24 protein-coding genes are annotated in these 26234 nt (G+C 68.9%); 17 read left to right on the top strand and 7 right to left on the bottom strand.

The window, feature by feature from the left end:
- Window positions 1-69 precede the first annotated feature (69 nt).
- The 6 genes from urtB (at window position 70) to OVA21_RS12590 (ending at window position 4852) form a co-directional block, all read left to right on the top strand.
- The gene (urtB, locus tag OVA21_RS12615; RefSeq protein WP_268092533.1) at window positions 70-954 is read left to right on the top strand and encodes an urea ABC transporter permease subunit UrtB; all 885 of its coding nucleotides are present in this window, start codon (window positions 70-72) and stop codon (window positions 952-954) included.
- A gap of 146 nt (window positions 955-1100) precedes the next feature.
- The gene (urtC, locus tag OVA21_RS12610) at window positions 1101-2255 is read left to right on the top strand and encodes an urea ABC transporter permease subunit UrtC (RefSeq protein WP_268093151.1); all 1155 of its coding nucleotides are present in this window, start codon (window positions 1101-1103) and stop codon (window positions 2253-2255) included.
- On the top strand, window positions 2252-3154 hold the full coding sequence (gene urtD / locus OVA21_RS12605) for an urea ABC transporter ATP-binding protein UrtD (protein WP_119192222.1): 903 nt from the start codon (window positions 2252-2254) through the stop codon (window positions 3152-3154). The genes urtC and urtD overlap by 4 nt, the downstream gene beginning before the upstream one ends.
- Entirely contained in the window at window positions 3151-3852 is a 702-nt protein-coding gene (gene urtE, locus OVA21_RS12600) for an urea ABC transporter ATP-binding subunit UrtE (protein ID WP_083249765.1), read from the top strand. The genes urtD and urtE overlap by 4 nt, the downstream gene beginning before the upstream one ends.
- Window positions 3853-4147: 295 nt before the next feature.
- Window positions 4148-4399, top strand: a complete 252-nt coding sequence (locus tag OVA21_RS12595) for a hypothetical protein (protein WP_268092532.1) — start codon at window positions 4148-4150, stop codon at window positions 4397-4399.
- Window positions 4400-4423: 24 nt separating this feature from the next.
- A complete protein-coding gene (locus OVA21_RS12590) occupies window positions 4424-4852 on the top strand; it encodes a hypothetical protein (RefSeq protein WP_268092531.1) in 429 nt (142 codons plus the stop codon).
- A gap of 112 nt (window positions 4853-4964) precedes the next feature.
- Here the strand turns inward: OVA21_RS12590 and OVA21_RS12585 are convergent, their stop codons facing one another.
- Complete coding sequence (locus tag OVA21_RS12585; RefSeq protein ID WP_268092530.1) at window positions 4965-6716, bottom strand: helix-turn-helix domain-containing protein; 1752 nt, start codon at window positions 6714-6716, stop codon at window positions 4965-4967.
- Between the two features lie 14 nt (window positions 6717-6730).
- Complete coding sequence (locus tag OVA21_RS12580; protein ID WP_268092529.1) at window positions 6731-7537, bottom strand: enoyl-CoA hydratase/isomerase family protein; 807 nt, start codon at window positions 7535-7537, stop codon at window positions 6731-6733.
- A gap of 67 nt (window positions 7538-7604) precedes the next feature.
- Between OVA21_RS12580 and OVA21_RS12575 the strand changes: the two genes are divergently transcribed.
- The 8 genes from OVA21_RS12575 (at window position 7605) to OVA21_RS12540 (ending at window position 17019) form a co-directional block, all read left to right on the top strand.
- Window positions 7605-9401 (top strand): AMP-binding protein, encoded by a 1797-nt coding sequence (locus tag OVA21_RS12575; RefSeq protein WP_268092528.1) that lies wholly within the window; start codon window positions 7605-7607, stop codon window positions 9399-9401.
- Window positions 9398-10957 (top strand): sodium:solute symporter family protein, encoded by a 1560-nt coding sequence (locus tag OVA21_RS12570; protein WP_268092527.1) that lies wholly within the window; start codon window positions 9398-9400, stop codon window positions 10955-10957. The genes OVA21_RS12575 and OVA21_RS12570 overlap by 4 nt, the downstream gene beginning before the upstream one ends.
- Window positions 10950-11387: a hypothetical protein gene (locus tag OVA21_RS12565; protein WP_268092526.1), complete on the top strand. Its 438-nt coding sequence runs from the start codon at window positions 10950-10952 to the stop codon at window positions 11385-11387. Before OVA21_RS12570 ends, OVA21_RS12565 begins: the two co-directional genes overlap by 8 nt.
- Before the next feature lie 112 nt (window positions 11388-11499).
- Window positions 11500-12234, top strand: coding sequence for a response regulator transcription factor (locus tag OVA21_RS12560; RefSeq protein ID WP_268093149.1), 735 nt, complete (start codon window positions 11500-11502; stop codon window positions 12232-12234).
- Window positions 12235-12260: 26 nt separating this feature from the next.
- Window positions 12261-13694 (top strand): HAMP domain-containing sensor histidine kinase, encoded by a 1434-nt coding sequence (locus OVA21_RS12555; RefSeq protein WP_326493481.1) that lies wholly within the window; start codon window positions 12261-12263, stop codon window positions 13692-13694.
- A 159-nt stretch (window positions 13695-13853) separates the two neighbouring features.
- On the top strand, window positions 13854-14615 hold the full coding sequence (locus OVA21_RS12550) for a polyphosphate polymerase domain-containing protein (RefSeq protein WP_268092524.1): 762 nt from the start codon (window positions 13854-13856) through the stop codon (window positions 14613-14615).
- Window positions 14612-15289 (top strand): DUF4956 domain-containing protein, encoded by a 678-nt coding sequence (locus OVA21_RS12545; RefSeq protein ID WP_268092523.1) that lies wholly within the window; start codon window positions 14612-14614, stop codon window positions 15287-15289. Before OVA21_RS12550 ends, OVA21_RS12545 begins: the two co-directional genes overlap by 4 nt.
- Window positions 15289-17019 carry a CotH kinase family protein gene (locus OVA21_RS12540; protein ID WP_268092522.1) on the top strand — a complete coding sequence of 577 codons (1731 nt, stop codon included), beginning with the start codon at window positions 15289-15291 and terminating at the stop codon, window positions 17017-17019. The genes OVA21_RS12545 and OVA21_RS12540 overlap by 1 nt, the downstream gene beginning before the upstream one ends.
- Before the next feature lie 193 nt (window positions 17020-17212).
- Here the strand turns inward: OVA21_RS12540 and OVA21_RS12535 are convergent, their stop codons facing one another.
- The 4 genes from OVA21_RS12535 to OVA21_RS12520 all read right to left on the bottom strand — a co-directional run bounded on the left by OVA21_RS12535 (window position 17213) and on the right by OVA21_RS12520 (window position 20966).
- Window positions 17213-17761, bottom strand: coding sequence for a hypothetical protein (locus OVA21_RS12535; protein WP_268092521.1), 549 nt, complete (start codon window positions 17759-17761; stop codon window positions 17213-17215).
- 576 nt (window positions 17762-18337) lie between these two features.
- Window positions 18338-18925: a phosphoribosyltransferase family protein gene (locus OVA21_RS12530; RefSeq protein ID WP_268092520.1), complete on the bottom strand. Its 588-nt coding sequence runs from the start codon at window positions 18923-18925 to the stop codon at window positions 18338-18340.
- A complete protein-coding gene (locus OVA21_RS12525) occupies window positions 18922-19599 on the bottom strand; it encodes a hypothetical protein (protein WP_268092519.1) in 678 nt (225 codons plus the stop codon). Before OVA21_RS12525 ends, OVA21_RS12530 begins: the two co-directional genes overlap by 4 nt.
- Window positions 19596-20966 carry a uracil-xanthine permease family protein gene (locus OVA21_RS12520; protein WP_268092518.1) on the bottom strand — a complete coding sequence of 457 codons (1371 nt, stop codon included), beginning with the start codon at window positions 20964-20966 and terminating at the stop codon, window positions 19596-19598. Before OVA21_RS12520 ends, OVA21_RS12525 begins: the two co-directional genes overlap by 4 nt.
- A gap of 147 nt (window positions 20967-21113) precedes the next feature.
- Here OVA21_RS12520 and OVA21_RS19380 point away from each other — a divergent pair, with 147 nt between their 5' ends.
- The 3 genes from OVA21_RS19380 (at window position 21114) to OVA21_RS12515 (ending at window position 23291) form a co-directional block, all read left to right on the top strand.
- Window positions 21114-21953: a LacI family DNA-binding transcriptional regulator gene (locus OVA21_RS19380; RefSeq protein WP_442778930.1), complete on the top strand. Its 840-nt coding sequence runs from the start codon at window positions 21114-21116 to the stop codon at window positions 21951-21953.
- Window positions 21841-22128 carry a substrate-binding domain-containing protein gene (locus OVA21_RS19375; protein ID WP_442778954.1) on the top strand — a complete coding sequence of 96 codons (288 nt, stop codon included), beginning with the start codon at window positions 21841-21843 and terminating at the stop codon, window positions 22126-22128. Before OVA21_RS19380 ends, OVA21_RS19375 begins: the two co-directional genes overlap by 113 nt.
- A 665-nt stretch (window positions 22129-22793) precedes the next feature.
- Window positions 22794-23291: a DUF6328 family protein gene (locus OVA21_RS12515; RefSeq protein WP_268092517.1), complete on the top strand. Its 498-nt coding sequence runs from the start codon at window positions 22794-22796 to the stop codon at window positions 23289-23291.
- A 589-nt stretch (window positions 23292-23880) separates the two neighbouring features.
- On the opposite strand, the gene OVA21_RS12510 is transcribed toward OVA21_RS12515, so the two are convergent.
- Window positions 23881-26025: a hypothetical protein gene (locus OVA21_RS12510; RefSeq protein ID WP_268092516.1), complete on the bottom strand. Its 2145-nt coding sequence runs from the start codon at window positions 26023-26025 to the stop codon at window positions 23881-23883.
- Between the last annotated feature and the right edge of the window lie 209 nt (window positions 26026-26234).

The raw sequence follows: 26234 nt of genomic DNA, 5'->3' as shown, positions 1-26234 counted from the left end.
CACCCCGCTCCCGGCCCGTCAGTCGGGAGCGGGGGAGGGGGAGGGCGGGACCCGGAGAAAGGAGCCGATGTGGACATCCTCATCGGACAACTCGCGACCGGATTGAGCATCGGCTCCATCCTCCTGCTCGCCGCCCTCGGCCTGAGCCTGACGTTCGGCCAGATGGGCGTCATCAACATGGCCCACGGCGAGTTCATCATGGCCGGCTGCTACACCGCCTACGTCGTCCAGCAAATCACCGCCGCCTCTGGGATGAGCCTGCTGCTGTCCCTGGCCCTGGGTTTCGTCGTCGGCGGCCTGCTCGGCGTGCTGCTCGAGGTGACGCTCATCCGGCGCCTCTACGCCCGTCCACTGGACACCCTGCTCGTCACGTTCGGTGTGGGCCTGGTGCTGCAGCAGATCGCCCGCGACATCTGGGGCGCGCCCGCCGTCAACGTCGAGGTGCCGGAGTTCCTGCGCGGCAGCGTCGAGCTGCTGGGCGCGTCGGTGCCGCTGACCCGCGTGTTCATCTTCGTCCTGGCCATCGCGTGCGTCGCCGCCGTCATGGCCGCCATGAAGTTCACGCCCATGGGCCGCCGCATCCGGGCCGTCACCCTCAACCGGGACCTCGCCGAGTCGTCGGGTATCAGCTCACGCCGGACCGACATCACGACGTTCTTCATCGGCTCCGGCCTGGCCGGCGTCGCCGGGGTGGCGCTCACGCTCATAGGCTCAACGAGCCCGACGATCGGCCAGTCGTATCTCATCGACGCGTTCCTCGTGGTGGTCGTGGGTGGTCTCGGCCAGTTGCGGGGCGCCGTGATCGCCGCGTTCGCGCTCGGCGTCCTCCACTCGTTCTTCGAGTACTCCACCACCGCCTCGGTGGCCAAGGTCCTCGTCTTTGTCACCATCATCTTCTTCCTGCAGGTGCGACCGCAGGGCCTGTTCGCCGTCAAGACCAGGAGCCTGGCATGACCAAGACCATCTCCGTCACCCGAGCGGCTGGCGGCGCCGACTCCGCCGACTCCGCTGCCACCACCGCCCCCGATCCCGCGGCCTCGCCGCCCCGGAGCACCCGCGCCCGACGCCTGCTCACCGGCGACGCCGAGCGGCCACGGTGGATGTTCTGGGCCGCGCTCGCGGTGGCCGCGCTGATCATCTTCGGCCTCGCGCCCGCGCTGCTCAGCGACTTCCGGCTGAGCCTGCTGGCCAAGTTCTTCTGCTACGCGATCGTCGCCAGCGGCATCGGTCTGGCGTGGGGGCGCGGCGGCATGCTGACCCTCGGCCAGGGCGTGTACTTCGGCGTGGGCGCCTACGCGATGGCGATGTTCCTCAAGATCTCCGACGCCCGCGACCGCGGAGGCGCCGACGCGCTGCCCGACTTCATGCAGATCGCCGGGATGCGCGAGATGCCCGGGTACTGGGTGCCGTTCGCCTCGCCCGGGTTCACGCTCGCGGTGATCCTGCTGGTCCCGCCGCTGCTGGCGTTCGGGTTCGGCTACCTGGTATTCAACCGCAAGGTCAAGGGCGCCTACTTCGCGATCCTCTCGCAGGCCCTGGCCGCCGCGGCCGCGATCTTCCTCGTCAGTCGACCCGAGCTGGGCGGCTCCAACGGCCTCAACCGCTTCACCGGGTTCTTCGGCTTCGCGCTGTCCGACCCCGCGAACCGGCGGATGCTGTACTTCCTCGCCGGCGGCGCGCTGCTCGCGGTGGTGCTGCTGGTGCGGCAGCTCATGAATTCCCGGTTCGGCGAGTTGCTCGTGGCCGTCCGCGACCAGGAGGAGCGCGTGCGGTTCCTCGGCTACGACCCGGCGATGGTCAAGTCGTTCGCCTACGCCGTGGCCGCGTTCGCCGCCGGGCTCGCCGGGGCGCTGTTCGTGCCGATCGTGGGGATCATCTCGCCGTCGGCGATCGGTATCGCGCCCTCGATCGCGTTCCTCATCGGCGTCGCGATCGGCGGCCGCGCCACCCTGCTCGGCCCGGTGCTCGGCGCGATCGGGGTGGCGTGGGCGCAGACCGCGTTCTCCGAGGCCTACCCGTCGCAGTGGACCTACCTGCAGGGCATCTTGTTCATCGTGGTGGTGGGGTTCCTGCCCGGCGGCCTGGCGTCGCTGTTCGTGATGCGACGTCGGCGCGCTAAGGGCCAGGAGCCGACCACGACGACCACGACGACGACGAACTCCGCCACCTCCGACCGGCCCGCCACCACCGGCACCGCCGAACCTGAACCCGATGCGACGGCGTCAGGCGCCGCTTCCCCCGAGGAGTCCCGATGACCCCGTCCACCGCCTTCGGCATCGGTGCCGCGCTGTCGGCCGGCACCCTGACCGGCGCCGAGATCGGCCTGCCCGGCTCCGCCGCCCGCGCGTCCGCCCGCACTCGCTCCGGTGAAGGAGGCGCAGGCACCTACCTCGAGGTCCGCGACCTGACGGTGAGGTTCGACGGATTCAAGGCCGTGGACGGTGTCGACCTCACCCTGATCCAGGGCGACCTGCGCTTCCTCATCGGCCCGAACGGCGCCGGCAAGACGACCGTCGTCGACGCGATCACCGGGCTCGTGCCCGCCACCGGCACCGTCGACAAGTCCGGCCAGCCGGTGCTGGGGCTCAAGACGCACAAGATCGCCAAGATGGGCATCGGCCGCACGTTCCAGACGGCGTCGGTGTTCGAGGACCTCACCGTCGAGCAGAACCTCGACATCGCCGCCGGCGCCCGCCGCGGCCCGCTCACCCTGCTGCGGCGCCGCCACGGCCGGGAGGACAAGGTGACCGAGGCGCTGGAGACCATCGGGCTCGAGCACCTGGCCGGCACCAAAGCCGGGGTGCTGGCGCACGGGCAGAAGCAGTGGCTGGAGATCGGCATGCTGCTGGTGCAGGACTCCGACGTCATGCTGCTCGACGAGCCCGTCGCCGGGATGGGCGCCGAGGAGCGGCAGGCCACCGGGGAACTGCTGCAGCGGATCGCCGCCGACCGCACCGTCGTGGTGGTGGAGCACGACATGGATTTCATGCGGGCCTTCGCCACCACCGTCACCGTCCTGGCCGCGGGCAAGGTGCTCGCCGAGGGCACCGTCGCCGAGATCCAGGCCGACCCCAAGGTGCAGCAGGTCTACCTGGGCACCGCCGCCGCGACCGGCACCGAGCTGGCAGACGAGACCGAGGAGACCCCACGATGACCGCACTGCTCAAGATGACCGGCGTCCGCGCGGGCTACGGCGGCTCGGAGGTCGTCCACGGTGTCGACCTCGAGGTTCCGGCCGGGGGAGTGGCTGCGATCCTCGGTCACAACGGCGCGGGCAAGACGACGCTGCTGCGGACCGCGGTGGGACTGTTGCCGTGCAAGGGCGGCACGATCGAGTTCGACGGCGAGGACATCACCTCCCTGCGTCCGCACGCGCGGGTGGCCCGCGGGATCGGCTACGTCCCGCAGGGGCAGCAGTCGTTCACCCAGCTCACCACGGCCGAGAACCTGCAGCTCGTCGCCGATGGGCGCAAGCGCGGCAAGGCGCTGATCGACGAGTCGCTGGACCTCTTCCCGGCGCTCAAGGAGCTGCTCGACCGCAAGGCCGGCCTGCTCTCCGGCGGCCAGCGGCAGCAGTTGGCGATCGCCCGGACGCTCATCACCGAACCCCGGATGCTGGTGCTGGACGAGCCCACCGAGGGCATCCAGCCGAACGTCGTCGCCGAGATCGAGCGCATCATCGTGGATCTCGCCTCCCGCGGCGACCTCTCGGTCCTGCTCGTCGAACAGCACGTGGGCTTCTCGCTACGTGCCTCGGACGTCTACTACGTCATCGAGTCCGGGCGGATCTCGCACTCAGGCGCCTCTGATGCGACCGCCGCCCACGAGGTCTCGGCGGCACTGGCGATCTGACTCCGCGCCCGCGCGCCCACGCCACCGCCTGCATCCGGGCCGCCGCCCGCACATACCGCCTCTGACCTGCGGTGCCCTGCTCAGCCCGTTCAGGGCACCCCAGGTCAGAGGGGTCGGACCGGCCACGCCGCGGGCGCGCGTCCCACACCGAATTGTCGACACCGTTAACCGCTCGGGGCAAAGACTGCTTGTTCTCTTCTCGGCGCCGAGACTCCCTCCCCGGCGCCGCGGGCTCACTGATCGGCCGCAGTGAGAGCGAACCGTTCCCTCAGGCCTGTGCGAAAGGCGCCCCCTCATGGCGATTGCCCAACCCAAGCGTGTCAAGGAGATCACCAAGTCGATCTCTGAAGGCGATATGGAGACGGCGGCCACGGCCACCATCAACTTCATCCTCGATTCGGGAGTGAACGGTTTCGGACCGGTCAAGGGTGCCGAGACCATCGCCGCCGAGGCACTCAAGCACTCCGGTGGCGACGCCGAAAAGGCCATCAAGCGGATCATCGCCACGCACACCAGGGTCGTGGGCGCGTCGGGGTTCGTGTCCTGACTCGGTGGGCTGGCCACGATGGCGGTGGCCATTCCCACGGATGTCACCGTCTTCTACACGCGAGCCACCCGCATGATCGCGGCGGTCGCACACCTGCGCGGATATGACGTTCACAGCGAGGAGGTCCGCAGTGTCATCGCGGTGTCGCTGATCGGATCCGCCGGTGTCGAGGCGATGTCCAAGGCCGGAGTCGAGATCGGCACCAAGACGGCCGTCGCGGCCCTGAAAAGGGTTCCGGGCGCTGTCCTGACCAAGATCAACAAGGCGGTGGGCTTCCGTCTGGTCACCAAGTTCGGCACCACGGGGTCCATCAACCTGGTCAAGGTCGTGCCCGTGGCGGGCGCAGCCGTGGGCGGGACGATCAACATCGCGGGCATCCGATCGATCGCCGGCTACGCGAAGAGCAACTTCCCGGCAGTCGACCCCGTGGTCGTGCCGGGCACCGTCGTCTGAGCCTGCCGCCGGACAGCCGGCCCCTGCCGCATTGCGTCGAAACCGCCGCTGACCTGGGGTGCCCTGCACGGCCCGTTCAGGGCACCCCAGGTCTGGGTCGGGCCCCCGCACCTCACGCCCTCCGCAACTCCGCCAACCGCAGCGCCAGCCGCAGCTCCAGCGCGCGGTCGCCGCGGCGCCAGCCGGTGCCCAGCACCTGGTCCAGCCGATCGAGCCGCTGGTACACGGTGTTGACGTGCACGAACAGCCGCTCGGCGGTGGCGGAGGGGCTGCCGTCGGCGCCGAACCACGCCTCGAGCGTCTCGAGTAGCGCGGTGCCGCGGGTGCGGTCAAAGTCGCGCACCGGGCCGAGGTTGCGCTCGATGAGCTGCGTGACGGTCTCGCGGTCGACTTCGCTAAACAGCAGCCCGTACAGTCCCAGCTCGTCGGTGGCGGCGCCGTCGCCGGCCCGGTCGAGCGCAATGAGCAGTCGCGCGGCGCGTCCGGCCCGCTCGACGTGGTCGCCCAGCCCACCGGCCCCGGCCACCACGGCAAGCCCGGCCAACCCGGCGATGGGCCCGGACGCGCCGACGGTCGCCCGGTGCGCGGCCAGTCGGGCGGCGACGTCGCGGGCGGTGGCGCCTGCGTCGGTGCCGGGGAGCAGCATCACGCCGCGGTCGCCGTAGGTGGTGACCAGCCCGTCGTCGGCGCGGGCGAGGGAGCGGCACTCGGTTTCCAGCGCCCGCGTCATCCGGGCGCCATCGGGCGTGATCACCAGCGCCACGAGGTCGGCGTCCACGTCCACCCCGAGCAGGGCGGCTCGCCGGGCGATGGCGTCGAGGTCGTGCTCGCCGGGCGCCAGGACCTCGGCGAGCAGCTCGCCGCGGACGCGGTTGTCGGCCTCGTCGCGCGCGCGGTGCCCCAGCAGGATCAGCGCGATCACCGAGCTCACGCGCGCCAGGACGGGCCGGATGGCGGGCACGGAGCCGCGGCTGGCGAACGTGACGTACCCGAGGTGGTCGGGTCCGGTGACGACAGGGGTGACGACGACGAGGTGGCCGTCCACAGACCGGGTGACCGCACTGGTCGATCGCTCGGAATCCGTGCCGACCTCGGCCAACACCTGCCGCAGCAGGTCGGCGGGCGGTCCCTCGGGGGAGCGGGCAGAGCCGATATCCCGGTGAGCGAGGTCGAACACGGCGGCGGTGCCGCCCTCGAGGTCCACCACGAGGTCGACGATCTCGGGGACGGTGGTGCCGGCGATGACCAGCCGGGTGAGCCGTTCGTGCAGGTCGACGGTGGCGGACAGGCGCGCGGTCTCGGCGTGGGCGATGTCGAGGGCGTCGCGGGTGGAGTCGAGGTCGCGTTGGCGGCGGGAGGCGCGCTCGGCGGCGGTGAGGGCGGCGGAGACCTGGTCGGCCAGCAGGGCGACGAGGGTGATCTCGTCCTGGGAGAAGGCGCGTTCGCGCCGGTCGGAGGTGAACAGTGTCCCGGTGAGCCGGCCGTGGGTGCGCACGGGGACGCCGAGGATCGCCTTGACGCCCTCGTCGCGGATGATCGGGTCGATGACGTGGGTGTACTGCTCGTCGGCCAGGTAGTTGCGGGTCCAGCGGGGTGCCATGGCCTCGGCGACCTGCCCGCCCAGGCCGAGGCCCATGCCCAGGCGGATGGTGTCGAACCGGGGACTGGTGGCGCCCTCGGCCATCCGCATGTAGGTGTCGCCTCGTTCGGGGTCGAGCAGCATGACGTACGCCAGGTCGGTGCCCACGAGTTGGCGGGCCCGGCGGATGGCGATGTGCAGCACGGCGTCCTCGTCCTCCGCCGAGGCGAGCTCGGCGGAGGCGTCGAGGATGTCGCGCAGCCCCAGGGCGAGGTCGACGGCCATGGCTCGAGCGGGGTTCAGCGGCCGGTGAACTGCGCCTTGCCGGGGCCCGAGTCCATGAACGACTGCATGCCGATCTCGCGGTCCTCGGTGGCGAAGAGCCCGGCGAACAGGGCGCGCTCGATGGCCAGGCCGGTGTCGAGGTCCACCTCGATACCGCGGTCGACGGCCTCCTTGACGGCTCGCAGCGCGATGCGGGGTCCGCCGACGAATTGCCGGGCCCACTCGAGGGCGCGGGCGGTGGCCTGCCCGTCCGGCACGACCTCCTCGACCGCGCGCAGCTCGAGGGCCTCGGCGGCGGTGAGCGTGCGGCCGGTGAGGCACAGGTCCTTGGCCACGGCCGGGCCGACGAGCCGGGTGAGGCGCTGCGTGCCGCCGGCGCCGGGGATGATGCCGAGCAGGATCTCGGGCTGGCCGAGCTTGGCCTTGTCCTCGGCGATGCGCCGGTCGCAGCACAGGGCCAGTTCCATGCCACCGCCCAGGGCCGCGCCGGTGATGGCGGCGACGGTGGGCTGGGGGATCGCGGCGACGGCCGTGAACGCGGACTGCAGCTCGCGGGCCTCGGCGACCATCCGGGCATACGGCATGTTCCGCATCTCCTTGATGTCGGCACCGGCGGCGAACACGCGCTCGCTGCCGGTGAACACCACGGCGTCGACGTCGTCGCGGCCGGAGACCTCGCCGGCCACCGCGCGGAGTTCCTCCTGCATTGCGCGGGACAGGGCGTTGACCGGCGGCCGGCCCAGGGTGACCAGCGCGATGCCGTCGGTGACCTCGAGGGTGAGGAACTCGTAGGTGGACGGGGTGGATGGAGATTCAGACATGGGCACACTCCGAAGCTAGGGGGAATCCCCATTGTATGTGGTCCAAGCCACTCCTACGGTTCAGGGCATGCCAGACGACGTGAACGAGATCACAAAGCGGCGCCCGTGGAGTCCGCCACTGCGGCCCGAGGGCTTTCACTGGGAGATCCCGGATCGATTCAACATCGGCGCCGCGTGCATGGACGCACATCCCCAGGACGCACCCGCGATCGTGGTGGACCGCGGGGACGACCCACCGGAGATCACCACCTTCGGCGAACTCGGCGAGCGCGCCCGCCGGCTCATCACGTTCCTGCGGGAGCGCGGGGTCGGCGAGGGTGACCGCGTCGCCGTGATGTGCGCGCAGTCCGCCGAGACCGCCGTGGCGCACATGGCCGCGTACCTCATGGGCGCCATCGCGGTGCCGCTGTCGGTGAAGTTCGGTCCCGAGGCGGCGCTGTTCCGCATGGGCGACTCCGGAGCGGTCGCGGCCGTGTTCGACGCCGACTGCTACGCCCTCCTGGCCGACGAACTCACCGAGCTGCCCGAGCTGCGCACCGTCCTCGTCACCGGCGATGCGGTGCCGGACGCGACGTCGCCGGTCGCCGGGGCGATGCACGCGGCCGGTACGGCGCCGGCGATCGACGAGTCCGCTGCGGCGGCCGCCGATGGAGCCGGCGTTGCTGCCGGCGCGCTCACCGTGCTGCCGCTCGCGGTGGCGGAGGAGCCCGACGTTGCCGTCGTCGTCGCGGACACCGGACCCGACGACCCCGCGCTGCTCATCTACACCTCCGGGACCACCGGCCAGCCCAAGGGCGCGCTGCACGGGCACCGGGTCGTACTGGGCCACATGCCCGGCGTGGTCCGCGCGCTCGACGGGTTCCCGCGGCGCTCGACGGCCGGCGAGTCAGGCGAGTCCGGTGACGTGTTCTGGACGCCTGCCGACTGGGCGTGGGCCGGCGGGCTGCTCGACGTGCTGCTGCCCAGCCTCTACAGCGGGGTGCCCGTGGTCGCCTCCACCCGGCGGCCCAGCCCGGAGACCGTCGAGCACATCCTCCGTCGACACGGCGTGACCTGCTCATTCCTGCCGCCGACCATCCTCAAGATGATGCGCGCCTCCGACGTGGACTACTCGCGCACCGGGCTGCGGGCCGCGTTCTCCGGCGGCGAGGCGCTCGGCGAGGCCGTGGCCGAATGGGCGCGCGAAGCGCTGGGCGTGCAGGTCAACGAGATCTACGGCCAGACCGAATGCAATCTCATCGTGGGCACGTGTCACGCCGAGTTCCAGGCCCCGCCCGGCTCGATGGGCCGCCCCACGCCCGGGTTCGACCTCGTGCTGCTCGACAGCCTTGGCGAGCACCTCGGCGAGCCGGTCGCGGCGGGGGAGGTCGGCGAGATCTGCGTGAAACTGCCCAGCCCGAACGCCTTCCTGCGCTACTGGAACGCGCCCGAGAAGACCGCGGAGAAGACCGCCGACGGCGTCCTGCACACCGGGGACCTCGCCAAGGTCGACGACGAGGGGAACTTCTGGTTCTCCGGCCGCAACGACGACCTCATCTCGTCGGCCGGCTACCGCGTGGGCCCCGGCGAGATCGAGGACCAGATCCTGCGCCACCCGTCCGTCGAGATGGTGGCCGTGATCGGCGTGCCGGACGAGCTGCGCGGAGAGGCGATCGTCGCGTACGTCGTCCCCGCGGAGGGAGTCGACCGCACCGCCGAGCACACCGCCGACCTCGCCGCCGAGATCCAGGCCTTCGTCAAGGAACGCCTGGCCTTCTACCAGTACCCGCGGGAGGTCGTCTTCCTCGACGAACTCCCCACCACCAACACCGGCAAGATCCGCCGCGCGCACCTGCGTGCCACCCACTCAGAGGACACGAAATGAACAATCCCGTAGTGATAGGCGTGGTCATCGTCTATTTCGTGCTCATGTTCGCCATCGGCGCCTGGGCCAACACCAAGATGAAGTCGGCCAAGGAATTCCTCGTGGCGGGCCAGTCGCTGGGCTTCTTCGTGATGGCCATCGCCAGCTTCTCGTCCATCCAGTCCGGCTGGGGCATGGTCGGCGGCACCGGGCAGACGTACGCGTGGGGCTTCCAGGCACTCATCGCCGTCGGGCTGTTCGCACCGTTCGGCTTCGCCGTCGCCTGGTTTCTCCTCGGGAGCCGCCTGAACTGGATCGGCAAGAAGCACAGCGTCTACTCGGTGCCCGACCTCATCCGCATCCGTTTCCAGGACCGCACCTCGCACGCCACCATGTCGGTCGCGGTGTTCATCGCCTCGGTCGCCTACATGACGGCCCAGGTCACCGCGATCGGCGTGATCATCTCCCTGCTGCTGGGGACTTCCGTGTCCACCAGCGCGTGGATCGGCTCGCTCGTCGTGGCCGCGTACACGATGGCCGGCGGCATGCTCGCGGCCGTGTGGACCGACCTCATCCAGGGCGTGCTCATGGTGGTCATGTCCGTCGGACTGTTCTTCTTCGCCGTCCAGATGGCCGGCGGCTGGGTTCCCATGCTCGACACCATCTCCACGACCAGCGCCGAGATGCTCGCGATCGAGGGCGTGAAGTCGCCCACCTACATCTTCGCATTCGGCCTGCTGATCTTCGTCGGTGCTGTGGGGCAGCCGCAGCTGCTCACCAAGTTCCTCATGCTCCGTGACATGACGCAGCTCAAGTGGGGCGCCGCGGTCGCCGGCATCGCCTACGCGGTGACAACCCTGTTCTCGGTCGGCATCGGCCTGGCCACCCGCTCGATGACCATCACCGGCGACGCCCCCGAACTGGAGAACATCGACGACACCGCCATATGGTTCCTCGACTCGGTCACGCACCCGATCGTCGGCGGCATCGCGCTGACCGGCCTACTCGCCGCGATCATGTCCTCGGCCTCCAGCTTCATCACCATCGGCGCCTCGTCGATGATGCGCGACCTGCCCGCCGCGTTCGGCGTCCGCGTGGTCCGTGAACTGCTATGGAGCCGGATCGCCACGCTGACACTGGTCGTGCTCTCGGTGCTGCTCACCCTGTTCCTGTCGCAGGTGGTGTTCCTGCTCGGGGCGCTGGGCTGGGCGGCGTTCGCGGCGGCGATTCTCGGCCCGGTGGTCATGTCGATCTACTGGGAGCGCGCCACCGCCACCGCGGCGACCGTCACGGTCATCTTCGCGATCGTCGGCAACCTGGTCATCAGCTCGCTGGCCGCGCGCGAGGTCATCACCGTGCCCGAGTACATGCAGGTCGGCGGCATCTCGCTGCTCGTGTCGATCCTGCTCTTCTACGGGATCTCGCTGGTCACCTCCAACCGACATCCCGACGCCACCCTGGGATTCCTCTACGGCGGCCCGGGCGCCCGCACCGACGGCGCGCTCGCCGGCGCGACCGCCACCGCGACCACCTCCAGTTCGGCTCCCGCGACCACCGAAAGGCCCGACCATGTCTGATCTCGCCGCACTCGACCGCGCCGGCGTCCCCGTGCCCGAGCACAAGCGCGCCGGCACCCTGATCCACGTGTTCGTCGGCGTAGCCGCCTTCGCCCTGCTCGGCATGATCTTCGACGTCTGGCAGATGGTGTTCCTCGCCGTCCCGCTGTTCGCCGTGACCACCATGCTGCTCGGCTCGCTGCGCTCCAACGGCACCTGGGACAAGCCCTCCTCGATCGCGATCGTGGCCTACTGCGCGGGCCTGTCCGTTCTGGTGCTGTGGTCGGTCCTCGCCGAAGCCGGCGACTCCACCCTGTGGGGCCTGTCCATGGCGATGGGCGTGATCGTCTACTTCGTCTGGCCCTACACGGCCGTCGGCGCGGGGCTGCTGTACGCGTTCGTCTTCGACCGCACCATCGACGAGAAGCGGCTGGCCGCCGTCGACGCCTGACCGGTGATGCTCGCCAGCCACCCGTGACCTGTGGCACACAGGAATCTCCCAGCGAATCCGCCGGGGACTCGTGGGAACAGCCGCCATACTGAGAACCGTGAACACCGCCCCGATGCCCCGCCCTGCTGCCGGTCCAGATGCCGCCGGAGCCGCCGCACCAGAGGCCCGGGTGCTGGTGGTCGACGACGAGGAGAACATCGTCGAGCTGCTCTCGGTCTCCCTGAAGTTCCAGGGATTCGAGGTGGCTACGGCCCGCACGGGTGCGGAAGCGATCGACAGGGCCCGCACCTTCCGTCCGGATGCGGTGATCCTCGACGTGATGATGCCGGTCATGGACGGGTTCGACGCGGTGAAGCGGCTGCGGGCGGACGGCTGCGACGCCCCCGTGCTGTTCCTCACGGCCCGGGACGCGATCGAGGACCGGGTCGCGGGTCTGACGCTGGGTGCCGACGACTACGTGACCAAGCCGTTCAGCCTCGAGGAGGTGGTGGCCAGGCTGCGCACGATCCTGCGGCGTACCGGCACGCTGTCGGCGGCCGAGCGCAGTGCGCGGCTGACGTACGCCGACCTGGAGCTGGACGAGGACACCCACGAGGTCTACAAGGCCGGCCACCCGGTGGCGCTCTCGCCTACCGAGTTCGCCCTGCTGCGCTACCTCATGCTCAACGCGGGGACGGTGCTGTCCAAGGCGCGGATCCTCGACCACGTGTGGGACTACGATTTCGGGGGCGACGGCGGGGTGGTCGAGTCCTACGTCTCGTACCTGCGCAAGAAGCTCGACACCGGAGAACCGCGACTGATCCACACTATCCGGGGCGTGGGGTACGTCCTGCGCCAGCCGCGCTGATGCCGGCCGACCGGCCGGCAGCGGGGGTGCCCGCCGTGCGCCGCCTGCCTCTGCGGGTGAGCCTGGTCCTGCTCGCGGTGGCGCTCACCGCGCTTGCGTTGGTGGGGTCGGGAGTGGCGGTGACCCGGGCGCTCGACGCATCGATGCTCGCCCGCACCGACGCCGCGCTGCACGAGGCCGAGCGCGGCTGGGCCCGGCCCTCGGGCGAGCTGCCCGCGAACCCGCCGCCGCCGGCGCGGGCGCCCGGCCCGCAAAGCCCGCCGAGCCGCTTCTACGTGCAGGTCCGCGATGCCGGCGGCGCGGAGGTGGTGGAGATCAACGACGAGGACTCCGCCCCCGTGGTCGACGGTCTCGAAGTCGGGGAGCCGGCCACCGTGCCGTCCGAGGAGGACGGCTCGGCGCCGTGGCGGGCTCTGCGGTTCGACGGGCCCGAGGGTGAGACGGTGACGGTGGCGACCCCGCTGACGGAGAACCACGCGGTGGTGCAGCGGCTCGTGCGCCTGCAGGTGGGTATCGGGGCGGCGATCCTGGTGGCGCTCGCGCTGGCCGCCTATCTCACGGTCCGCAGGAGTCTGCGGCCGCTGCGTCAGGTGGAGCACACGGCGGCGGCGATCGCGGGCGGCGACCTTTCCCGCCGGGTGCCCGAGGGCGATCCGCGCACCGAGGTCGGCACGCTCGCGGTGGCGGTCAACGAAATGCTGGCGCGCATCCAGACCTCGATGGCCGACGCCGCCCGAGCCGAGGACGCGGCACGCGACTCCGCGGCCGCCGCGCGTCAGTCGGAGGCGGCCATGCGGCGCTTCGTCGCCGACGCCGGCCACGACCTGAGGACCCCGCTCACCACGATCCGCGGGTTCGCCGAGCTGCACCGTCAGGGCGCGGCCGACGACACCGACCGTCTCATGCGGCGCATCGAGTCCGAGGCCCGCCGAATGGGCGTGCTGGTCGAGGACCTGCTCACCCTCGCTCGGATGGATGAGCAGCGCCCGATCGCTCGGGACCGGGTGGACCTGCTGTCGCTGGCGGCGGACGCCGTCCACGACGCCCGCGTGCTGGCCCCCGACAGGACGATCGGGCTGGAGGTCATCGACGGCCCCGGCACGCCGGAGGTCCTGGGCGACGAGGTGCGGCTGCGTCAGGTGCTGGGAAACCTCGTGGATAACGCTCTGCGCCACACCCCGGCAGGCGTCCCGGTGACCGTTCGGGTGGGCACCGAGGCGGGCGACGCGCTGCTCGAGGTGGCCGACTCGGGGCCGGGGATGGCTGTGGAGGAGGCGGCGCGGGCGTTCGAGCGGTTCTACCGAGCGGACGCCTCACGGACCAGCACGACCGGCGGCAGCGGGCTCGGGCTGGCGATAGTGCAGGCTCTCGTCGAGGCGCACCACGGGACGGTGGGGGTCGACACCAGCCCGGGGCGGGGTGCGACATTCCGGGTGCGGCTGCCGCGCGCCCGGGACTGACGCGGCGGCGACCACCGACACAAGCTGCCAGGCAACTGCCAGCTTCACCGGAGCGTTCCCGACAGTTCACCCGCTGTACTGACTTCACAGTCAGACAGAGTCCGTCTGCGCCGGCGGGATCCACCGCCGGCGCGGGGGACGGGAGAGGAGTCGCCGCCCATGGCTCATGCCTTTAACCGGTACGAGATCAAGTACCTGATCGATGAGAAGGACGTGCCAGCCCTCCGCGAGGAACTGGCCGCCCGAATGGACACCGACCCGTACTCGCCGCACGGCGGGTACCCGGTGACCTCGCTCTACTACGACACCGCCGACCTGCGGTTCTACTGGGAGAAGATCGAGGGCCTGCGGTTCCGGCGCAAGCTGCGGATGCGACTCTACGGCGAGCCCGCGGCGTGCACCGATGACTCGACCGTGCACGTGGAGATCAAGCAGCGCGTCAACCGCGTCACCCAGAAGCGGCGGGCCAGCCTGCCCTACGGTGAGGCCCGGAGGTGGCTGGACGAGCTGCACCGGCCGGATCTGCCGGACGAGCATCGCGGGTTCGTGGCCGAGGTGACCGGTCTCGTCGCCGCCCTGGACCTGCGGCCGGTGGCGACCACCGGGTACCTGCGGGAGGCCTTCGTCGGCCGCGGGGCGGACGCCGGTCTGCGGGTCACCATCGACCACCGTGTCCACGGCCGCGACCGCGACCTTCATTTCGCGTCCGGGGCCGAGAACCGGTTCATCATCCCGCCCAAGCTGGCGATCGTCGAGCTCAAGGCCGACGAGCGGGTCCCGTACTGGGCCACCGACCTGGCCGCCCGGCTGGACCTCAGCGTGGCGCGCATCTCCAAGTACTGCCGCTCCGTGGAAACCGTCGGGCTGGCTCCGCGGTCCGTCCTGGGCGGCTCCCACCTCATCGAACAGGAAGCATCATGAACTTCGACCTACAAGACCTCAGCGGGACCTTCACCGCCTTCGACGTGGCGGTGGCCCTGACCCTGTCCTTCGTGCTGTCCTCGCTCATCGGCTGGGTCTACCGCTACACCCACCGCAACGTCTCCTACAGCCAGTCGTATGTTCAGACACTGGTGATCGTGGGCATGGTGATCGCGCTGATCATGCTGGTGGTGGGCTCCAACATCGCCCGCGCGTTCGCCCTCGTGGGAGCGTTGTCGGTGGTGCGGTTCCGCAACGCCATCAAAGAGACCCGCGACGTCGGGTTCATCTTCCTGGTGATGGCCGTCGGCATGGCCGCAGGCACCCGCTTCTACCTGCTCGCCGCCGCCGCGGCCGTGGCGATCTGCGTGGTGATCGTTCTCATGTCCCGCTTCAACTGGTTCAAGCTCGACGTCCAGCGTCAGGTGGTCAAGGTACAGGTCCCGCCCGGGCCGGAGTACCACGCGCTCGTCGAGGACGCCCTGGTCGCCCACTGCTCCGAGTTCGAGCTGGTCTCCACCGACTCCGCCCGCGGCGGGGCGCTCGTGGAGATGAGCTTCACCGCGCAGCTCAAGAAGGGCAGCAGCTCGGCCGACCTCATCGCCGCGCTCAACCAGGTCAACTCCGGACAGCGGGTCACCGTCCTGACCGGGTACGACCAGACCGACCTGTGATGGCCGACGACCCCACCGACCTCGTCGACCCCGCCGACCCCGCCGACCCCGCCGGCCCCGTCGACTCCGGCGTCTCCGCCGACGCGTCCCGTCGTCGGCTGCGGCACCGCGTGCCCCTGTCCGTGCGGCAACACTGGAAGCTGCTGGTGGGTGCGGTGGCTGCGTTCCTCGTCGTCGTCGTGGTCTTCGGTGACACCCGAGTGCGGCCGTACATCACCGGGGACACCAGCGTGATCGCGTCGGCGGTCACGCAGAACATCACGGGCACGGTGGACCTGTTCGACGACACGGTGGCGCACGAACTGCACCTGGAGATCGACGACGCGGAGTACGCACGGATGATCGACGCGTTCGAGCGCAACGGCGACAAGGATTGGGTGACCGCGGACCTGACGATCGACGGCGAGTTCGTCAATGACGTGGCCGTGCGGCTCAAGGGCAACTCGACGCTGCAGGGGCTGCGCGGCGAGGGCACCGGGCCCGGCGGCGGCGAGCGCCAGGCCGACGAGCGACCTGTGCCGCCGGAGGGGTTCGAGCAGCAGAGGGTCGAGCAGCCGGCTGGGTTCGCGCGTCAGGGGATGGGCTCGGGCATCTCGGCCGACGATCCGGCGTCGCTGCCCCTGCTCATCAGCTTCGACAAGAACTACGAGGGCCGCGCCTACCAGGGGATGACCGAGCTGTCGGTGCGCCCGGGCACGCCGGTGCTCAACGAGGCGGTGGCGCTGGAACTCACCGAGGCCACCGGGCAGGCTACGCAGAGGTACGCGTACGGCGAGTACTCGGTCAACGACGGCGACACCACCACGCGCCTCGTGCTGGAGCACCCCGACGACGGGTACACGTCCTCGGCTTTCGACGGCCCCGGCTACCTGTACAAGGCGGACGCGAACTCGCTGTTCGAGTACGTGGGTGAGGACCAGTCGGACTACTCCGACCAGTTCACTCAGGTCAACGCCGAGGGCGACGGCACCATGCAGCCGATCATCGACCTCCTGCGGTGGGTGGATTCGGCGAGCGACGAGGAGTTCGCCGCCGAACTCGACCAGTGGATCGACGTGGAGTCGTTCGCCGAGTACGTGGCCACGCAGAATCTGCTGTCGAACTCCGACGACATGTCCGGCCCCGGCCAGAACTATTACCTCTGGTACGACCTCACCGCCGAGAAGTTCACCGTCGTGTCCTGGGATCTCAACCTGGCGATGAGCGGGGATGCGACCGCCGGCCCGCACGACACCGTGTCGATGGGCGGGCGCGGTGGTATGGGTGGCCCCTCCGGCGCCGAGCCTCCTGCCGGGATGGAGCTGCCGGATGGCGTGGAACCGCCGGACGGAATGGAGCCTCCCGCCGGGATGGAGCCCCCGGCCGGCATGCCGATGGACGGACCGCCCGGTGGCGGCGGGAACGCAGGCGGCCAGGCCGGCGAGAACCAGTCAGACGAGGCCCCGACGGACGCGGCGACCGAGGGGCGGGGCGGCCCGTCGATGGATCACCCGCTCAAGACGCGGTTCCTCGAGTCCGACGCGTTCAACGAACTCTACGAGCAGACCTACTGGCGGCTGTACGACCAGGTCTACGGCAGCGGCCTGGCGGGACAGACGCTCGACCGCGTGCTGCAGCAGTTCCCGCTGAGCGACGAGGTCGACAGCGCCACGCTCGACGCAGACGCGGCGACGCTCCGCAGTTGGATCGAGCAACGGACGGCGGCGCTGGCGGAGAAGCGGCCCGCGTGAGGGCGGACGGCGCGCCGAGTGGCGCCGACCTGCGGTGCCCTGCTCACGCCGTTCAGGGCACCGCAGGTCAGAGGCCCGGCGGGGCGGGTGCTCGCCGGGTTGGGTGCCCTCCGGATCGCGGGCGTGGAATCGACGACGACGACGAGCGCAGCCACCCACAGCCGACGCCGTCCACCGGGTCCGCCGAACCGGTTCAGCTGAGCTGGCCCAGCAGCTCCTTCCACACCGGCCGCCAGTAGGCGATCGCCTCGGCCGAGTCGAGCTTGGTGTGCGCCAGCCCCACGCTGGCCTTGCCGCCGGCCTTGTCGCTGAAGTTGATCGCCACGCGTGTGCCGTCGGCCAGCGGGACGCGCCAGTAGCGCCACTTCTCCGACCGCGTCACCGACGCCTCGCCGTCCACCGGGATTCCGCCGAACTCCTCGCGTCCGGCGACGAGCTCGGTCCACGCCTGCAGGGCCGAGTCCTTGTCCCCGGCCACGGTCCGCGAGGTGGATAGCTGGAAGTCGCCGTCGCAGGACTGCCCCGGAACGCGCAGGCCGGCGTGCTGCTCGTAGGCGATGGCCGTGCCCTGCGCCCACCATTCGGCCCGTTCCACCGACTCGGGCATCTGCTCGAGCGTGAGCCGGGCGATCGCGGTGTGGTTCATCTCCCGCGCCCCGGCTTCCTCGAGCAGTTCGACCCACTCATCCCACGGGCGGCCGGTGGCGGAGGCGATGGCCGTGGTGATGGAGGGCTTGGTCATGTGTTCATGGTGCCGCACCAGCGGGGGCGGCGTGGTAGGTCTTCCCATCCCGTTATGCGGTCCGACCGTTCTCCCTCGTGAGTCCCCCTGAGGCGGCCGGGCGTGCAATGTGGCCTGGTGGAGGAGTACGCCCGGTACGCAATTGCCGCCGATCCGGCAGGATCCGGATCGGCGGCAATCGAACGCGCGGTCGGAGATTGCTCGACCCTTGCAAACACCTCGCCGCCGAGCGCGTCGAGTTCAAGGCGAAGAAGCCCCGCCTCAACCTCGGATATGGCGAGATCGATGTTGCCGGTAGTAGAGGCACCCTTGTAAAGCTCTCGCTCCAGAGGGCGTGGCTCGCACTTGGCCTCCTTCGATCAAAGCCGGTACTCCGTGCCCTCACGGTGCCGCAGCCATCGGCGAGATAGTTGTGATTTACGGCGGCGCTGCCGTTTTCTCGCTTTGGCGTTTTGCACCTTCAACGAAACCGACGTGCAGCGGTGCGCTGATTAGGGGCGGACTGGTATCGGGTATCCCGGCCATACTTTGCGCACCCTGGGGTGCTCAGCGTAGGAGGTGACTTCCAGCCAGCCGCTATCGCGGTGTCCCGGACCTGGCGAACGTCGGGAGTGTCCCGAGTGCTCGCACCAAATTTGCCCGAGGGCCGAGGGCCTCACGCCACAGGCTGCCCTCGGTAAAGAGGGCTCCGATGGCGACCACCTCGGCCCCTGCTCTCTCCAAGAGGGCTACCGCAGCCCTGACCGAGGCGCCCGTGGAGATGACGTCGTCAACGAAAGCCACTCGTCTCCCAGCGAGACAAGGGACCCTGGCGTTGTCGAGGAGCAACCGCTGCCCTCCATCGCTCGTAATCGACTTCACCTCTTCGCTCATCGCGTCCCGCAGGTGCACTTTCCTAGACTTCTGCAGTATTAGGAAGTCGTCTAGTCCCAGGGTCCGCGACACCTCCATGGCGACCGGGATTCCCAGTGTCGCCGCGGATGCGACCACGTCGATGCGGTCGTCGCTGAGCACCGCGGCCAGCTCCTGCCCTGCGATCTCGTTGAACTTGATGCCGTGATCGATAGTCATCAGAAGCGCGATGGTCAGATTGTCGTCTATGTCGACCAGGGGAAGCTCCACCGACTGACTCCCGAGCTGGGCGGTGTACGTGCGCTCGCTCATGATCGACCACCGATCCACTCTTTGACATCTGGGTCGATGGTGCGCGGTATGGGTATGCCAGTGAGGGGTTGCGCGTCGATCCAGGCGTTGAGTTCGACCAGTGGCAGCACTTTAGCGTCGACCTCGGCCTCGAGTTCCGGCGGCAACGCGGTGCACGTTCCTTCCACCAGGGCTATCGAGGGTCCGGGATTCCATTTGGTCCACGCAATCTCGACGAGGGTGCCACTGCTGAGGCCGACGCAAATCATTGCGTCCGACACGGCTCCTATCCGGCTGTGCTGTTCGTACCACGACAGGTCGTCGACAATTGCGTGACACCGATCGCGGTTCGCCGAGATCGATTCACGCGCAGCAGGTTCGCATACGCCGCTGGACGGCGCGAGGCCGATGAGATCGGTCCCCCCTGCGTCCAGGTACCCGGACATTGCGTCCAAGGCCACACCGCGGTCGGGGACGACGACCATACGGGCGCCGCGGGCGGCGAGGAGCTCACCGACGCGGTAAGCGGCCAAAGCGTAGGCCTCCTCCGGCATCCCGCTGGCCCGGGCGACGCGCGCGGGGTTAGACGGGCCGATGACCGCGATGCAGTGTTGACGTTGGGGCGATTCCGGCTTCGCTGCCCTTACTGGCGGTCGCTGGCGGGGAACATCGTTGGGTCCATCTGTCGAGGTCATTTACTTGCTCCTACGTTCTCAGGGGCGGTCGTCGCCGCGATCTTGTTGTGGCGTGCGTTCAGAAGTCTCCGGATGCCGAAGTTGACCAGGGGATGAATGGTCAGGAGCAGGATGGTGCTGACCATCATCGGGCTCGTGATCACCCCGGAGACAACCTCCGGGAGCGTCTCCACCAGATCGCTCGGAAGGAATTGCAGTCCGATCGGGATTATGAAGCACACGGCGCCGATGAGGATGTTGAGGTCGTCCCATTCCACGGTGGCCAGCTGCTGCACGCCGGAGAACGCTAGGACACCGAACAGGATCGTTGCCGCGGCGGATAGCGCGGGCCCGGGCAGTCCGGCCAGAAACATAGCGAACTTGGGGATGCAGGCCAGCACGATGCACAACACGCCCGCAGCTCCAGTAACCATCCGGCTAGCGATACCAGTCATCCGGAGCACCCCCGCGTTCTCCGGATACGAGGTCGTTCCGATTCCGCCGAAAAGTCCACCGAGAGCGGAGCCAAGAAACTCCGCGGTGAGTCCGCGGTTAGCGCGGTCGACAGAAATTCGCGTCCCGCTCCACCGTCCGAGCAGTCCGTAGACCCCCATGGATTCGGATGCCGCCTGGAGAAAGGCGATCATCATGAGCACCACACCAGCCCACGAGACAGAGAAGCCGAACGGCAGGAACTCCGGGGCTCCGAAGAGCGGGGTGTTCGAGACGTCGGGAACGGTGGAGACACCGGTCGTCCAGGCGACCAACGTCCCGACTACGATGCCCCACACCACGGCGCCTCTCTTGATGAGCGTCTCTCCTCCGAGCGCCATACACAGGAACACCGTCACGAGGCCGGATAGTGCGACGATCACGCTAGGCCATCCGTACCCCGGCGTACCGGCGGTGCCCACCCATCCGCCTACGCCGATCCCGGCCAGCTGGGCACCAAGGACAAGGAACATCGTGCCGAAAACGATGGGATTGGCGACGAATTGCGAGATGTGCCCGTAGACACCGAGGCGCTTGAAAGGGATCGCGAGCGCAATCGAGAGCAACCCGGCCACCATCATCGACCCGAAAGCAGTGCCGAGGCCTGATTGGGCTCCGATCGCGATTAGCGCAACGAGGATCGCTGCGGTAGGCCCCTGGACGATGGGCAGTTTGAGGATGCGGGAGGACGAGAGGACTGTGACAATCCCCGCTAGCAAGAAGCAACCCTGGATGATCTTGGCGACGTCCGTCTGTTGGAGCGCGAGCGCCGCTCCGAGGGTCGCGGGGAAGACCCATAGCCCGGTGAGCGCCAGTAGGTGTTGTCCGCCGTAGAACATGGCGCGAAAAGGGGTGACCCGGTCCTCGAAGCCAACTTTGAAAGAGACATTGTCCATGTACAAGCACCTCCGTTGATTAACCGTTTAACCTCACGAGCTGAAACCGTAAAGGGAAGTAGTTTCTCCGGAATTACGCCTGGTAACGATGGGGTTAAGCTGGTGCGAAGTGTGATTCCTTCGAGTGAAGGCCGAGGTGGACGTCTGATGGATGAGTCCCGCCCTGCAAGAGTGGGCATCCGGGAGGTGGCCGCCCGTGCAGGCGTCTCGACAGCAACCGTTTCCCTTGCACTCAATGGCACCGGACGCATTAGCGATCTCACCCGGGCTCGGGTCAGGCGTGCCGCTGAAGAGCTCGGCTATCGGCCGGCGCCGGGAGCTGCAGCCTTGCGGTCGGGCAAATCAGGGCTGGTGGCCATCGTTGACAGGGTGCCGCACCATAGCACCTGGCGCTGGACCGACCTCGAATTCACCGTCCGCCTGACGCACGCGATCTGCGGCGCGGTCTGGGCTCGGGGACTCTACCCAGTTCTGCTCCCGGCTGACGCCATCGACTTCCCACTTGCCGGCCTGCCAGTCGATGGGGCCGTGGTGATCGACCCCGTCCCCTCGGACCCGCTCTTGACTGGCTTGGAGCGCAGCGGCGTGCCGACCGTGACGATGGGGCGCGATCTCGACCATCCGACGCGCACCGTGTGGGCAGACAACGACAAGTACGAGCAGTGCCGAATCGTCTTAAATCTGTTTGCCGAGACAGGCGCTCGGCGTCCGCTCCTCCTTGTGGCCTCTTCCGGACAGTCCTATATGCACGACAACGCGGTCGCTTTCCGCGAACTGACCGGAGGTAGAGGAACCGTGCTCGAGGTTCCGCCCTCGATCTCGGCGGAGGAGTGTCGGCGCCTCGTCCGGCTCGGCGTGCACATCGCCGGATGCAATCGACGCCGTCTACATTCTGGTAGAGGCCTTGGTGCAGCCCACTGTGCAGGCGATCGAGGAGCTTGGTCTTCTCATCCCGCGAGAGATCCAAGTGGTCACGTCGAGCGATAGCGCCGTCTCACGGAATGGAGCGCCGCCCCTCACGTCATTTGACCTCCACCCGGAACGACTCGGCGAGGAATTGGTCGCGATGATGGTCCGACGCTTGGACCCCGGACCGGACGCGAACCGGACTGTGCCGGCTACACTTCTTCGTCGAGCCTCAACGCGAATCCCCGGCCACTGAGCTATGCCACTGCGGAGGGGAGGAGCAAAACATCGAGGTACTCTCCGCCCGTCGCCGGCAATTGCGCCGCACGGCTCGGACGGGGCGACGACTGGGGGCGTGGCGCAGTAGGAGCCGGGAGCGGTGGTATTCGGGCCGGATCGGTCAGATGGTCTAGGGATCGGCCTCGACTCCGCTGCTACCACGATTGCGTCGGCGCGATCAGGTGCGTCGACCCGAGGGGACAGCGCCGCGCGTGCGGCGGTCAGCCTGCTTACTGCTACCGCCAGGAGCATAGAGTCGCCGCAAGGAGTGCGACTCGGCGGTGCCGGGGGCGAGCTCTCACGGAGTTGACGCTACGGAGCTGTCCTGTGGCACAGCTGAGGCCGCCGTTGCCTGACTCGCTATATAGGTCGGACTGCTGACCGGCGCCGCCTCGTGACTGGTCGTGGCTGCGACCTGGGTCGGCGGCGGCAGGTCGTAGCTCCACTCGGCGGTGCCGTCTGGCACCGGAGTACGACGCCCGCGACCGGCCCGCCTCATCACCGCGGCCAGCCGAGGGAGCCGAACTGCGACCCCACGACGGGCAGACACATAGCAAGGACACGGCCCACGGATTCCGCGGAAGCCGTCCGGCGCCCGCGTCGACGGGACGACGATGGGGGACACGCGGCGAGAGGACCGTTATGCACGGTGAGGCAGACGGAGAACGAGACGAAACCGAGGCGCAGCGCATCGACCGCAACTGGATCGAGCTGCTCCAGGAGCTGCGCATCGTGCAGACCGGCGGCCAGGTGCTCACCGGCTTCCTGCTCGTGCTGCCGTTCCAGGATCGTTTCGCGGAGATCGGCGGCGGCGCTCGCGCCCTCTATCTGGCGGTGTTGTCTCTCGCGCTGGTGTCGACGGTGCTCCTACTGGCGCCGGTGATGATCCACCGCGCGGTGTTCCGCTCTCACCGCAAGGACCGGGTGCTCCGGCTGTCGGCGACGCTCGCTCGTATCGGGTTGGCGATCCTGTCGATCGCGCTCGTGGGTCTGGTCGCGTTGGTGTTCCCGCTGGTGCTGGGGACCGCGTGGGGCCTTGCTGCGGCGGCGGTGATGGCGGCCTTCGTGGCGGTCATGCTGTTCGTGGTCCCCGCCCGCGTCCGCCGTCATGCCGCGACCAATCCGTACGCCGCGAAGTGATCGCCACGCAACTCCATTCCGCGCCGCGCCGCGCAACGCCATTCCGCGCCGAGAGGCTGCTCGCCCACTCGGACGGATGGGTGATTTTTTCGTTGTAAGTCAGCGGGTGAAGTAGGAGATCCTCGCACTCTCCTCCCTGACTCTCAGCCCACCGCAGGGGCGATTCCCAGGGTGCCGGTCCACACTTGGTCCAGCGGGCCGGAGTCCGTCTGGCTCACCGAGCAGGAGGTAGGGCCATGTCCGAGATGGTGTTCTGGTGGTGGGATCGGGTGCTCTGGGAGTTCAGTAGGTTCGTGCGCGGTTCGCCCGGGTATCCCGAGTCGGGCTCGGTGGGTCCCCGCGTCATCACCCTCTGATGTGAAGCGCGCCGGTTCCGCACGCGGGTGGGACTGATCGGCCCTTCGACGACGACGACGACGAGGTGCGCCCTTCTCCTCAAGCGCGCGCCGACCCGCCATGCCGAACCGGCCGACGTAGCCGGCTCGGGTCGTCGACAGTCCCCGAGCCGGCCCGAGTCCGGGCGACTGAGACGCAGCGACCCCGACCAGGAGTTCTCCTGGCCGGGGCCGTGTGTGTCACGCTCAGCGCATCAACTGGTCGGCACGCTCGTCGGTAGGTTCTGCACCCCCTCGGTGGGCTGGTCGCGCTTGACGTCGGGGCCGGCGCCGAGCGGGGCGATTCGGGCGGCGGCACGGCCGTTGGCCGGGTTGACGGGCTCGTCCAGTTGGAAGCGGGACCTGAGGATTGCGGACCCTCCGACCGGGATCGTCCGGTTCCAGTTGATGCCCATCCCGTTGTCGTGCTCGGTGGACAGGGAGGTATCGCTGTAATCGGCACCGGTCCGGGCGACGTCCCAGATCTGGCCGTAGCTCGATTCCTGCCGTAGTGCGCCTCCGGTGAGGTCGGTGAAGGCGATGCGTCGACCGCTGTTGTCGTTGCAGGAGACCGACCGGCTGTACACCGACCCGGTGCCGTAGTCGCTGCGGCTGAGGTAGCAGTCCACGGCCCGGTAGATCGTGACGTCCTTCGCCACTCCGCTGGAGTTCCGGACCGTGATGTCGGTCTGGTAGCCGGGGCTGCCGTCGACGAAGTAGTCCACTTGGGTGAGCTCGATCCCGGTGTCGCCGGCGCGGACGGTGGTCCGGATGACCAGAGGGTCGGCTGCGGTCGCGCTGCCCGTGGTGGACTGGGCCACCGGGGTCCAGCCGGTGTTGAATCCACCGCTCGCGGGGACGGCGGTGCCGTAGGACTGGCCGTCGACGAACGCGATCGTCGCGCAGGCGCCGGGCCCGTAGTAGACGCTTCTGCCGTCGGTGGGGGACTGGACGTCGCAGTTCAGGCCCTGGCCCACAACGAGGTTGGTGATCGCGCCGTCCTGGAATCCGGGCGGGGGCGCGCTCGTGGTGGTCGTCGGGGTGGTGGTCGTCGTTCCGGTCGGACGGGTCGTCGTGGTGCCGGTGGATCCGCACTCGATGATGAGCGAGAGAAATCCGATGCGGGCAAGCACGATGTTGACGGTCCACCGGAACGTCCAGAAAGCTGATGCAGATACCGTCGCGGCGAGCCGGATCGACGCGGTGAGCTCGGCGCAGTCCCGTGAGTTCAGGCTCCCGGTGAATTCGGGCCCGGCCGAAACTCCGGCGGCGGCTCTCACGGCTGCGATATCGGCCGCGATTTCGGCCTTGATGCCGAGGAACACCGTGGCCTCGGCGCCGGCATCGAGACTGATTTCATTGAGTGAGTAATCGGCATCGGAGATGGCACGCGATCTTTCGTCGGAGATCTCGATGCCGTCCGAGCGCGTTGACCTGCTCGTGGCGCTCAGTGTGATCGCTGAGCCTCCCTCGATTTCGAGGGCGGGGCCCGTTTGGAGTCCGAGGGGTCCGGCTAGCGGCAGGAGGGCGCGTGGCATGCGCTCCGGAGGAACGTGACATTCGAACCCGTCGTTGTACGAGAGGGAGAACTCGACCGACTGCTCGTAGGTCATGACTATCTTGAGGTACTTGTCGAGGGGATTGAATACCACCTGCGCGGACATGTCTGCAATGTTGAGGTCCACGTCGAAGTCGACCGGAACGGAGTCCTCGCACACGAGGTGGGAACCCAGCCCCCTGAATGGCATGGACGCCCCGGACCTCGCCTGCATCCGTCCCATCGGCCCTGTCCCGGACCCGCCATCGGTGGACACCGCATCTTCGAGCCGGACCGTTGTGTTGATGGAGAACTCGTCGTATACCTCGTCGATGTCGGCCGGTTCAGTTGTTACTTGGACGAGTCCGCTGGGCAGGGTCGTGAGCCCGGTGACTCTGCCGAGGACGCCGACCGGCGAACCCGGAGCCACGTCGACGACAAATGGATCTCCGACTGTCGGGAGATCGTCTTGGTCAGGGGTGATCACGGTGGATTGGTTATCGCCGGTCTCGCCGGTGACGCTCACCACCGTTCCGGGATCGGCGATCGTCGTGTCGTCCTTGGGGATAATGCTGTGCTCTATGTCCTGCAGCGGCGGTGCGTCGGGGCCGACGAGTTCGTCGTTGGCACCGCCGCCGGAGCTGCCTGCCGATCCGAGCGAGCCGCTCGAGCCGGTGCCCGGGCTGAGGGAGTCGGTGTCGAGTGACCCGGAGTTCTGGCCTCCGGCGAGGGGCGTGCCGGCGGTGGTCACCAGGAGGGCGGCGGCGAGGGCGACTGCCGACGCTTTGAACGTGGCCCGGAGTGGTCGTCTGGAAGGTGGCATAACGTGGTCCCGTCGATCGGGCGGCGGACGCCGGAGTGGATCTGACGGAGTTGACGTTAAGGCTTCGCTTATCCGATGTGGTCGTCTCGACGGTCGTACTCACCGCACAGGGTGGTGCCGGATGGGCCAGCGTGATGAGTGGGACTGTCGGGACGGCCGTCGAAGGTATCTGGCCAGGTCAGCCGGGTGTGTCGTACGTTCAGACGATT

The sequence above is a fragment of the Dietzia sp. SL131 genome (assembly GCF_026672565.1).
Classification (GTDB): Bacteria; Actinomycetota; Actinomycetes; order Mycobacteriales; family Mycobacteriaceae; genus Dietzia; species Dietzia kunjamensis.
This window is presented reverse-complemented; position numbering and strand designations above follow the sequence as displayed.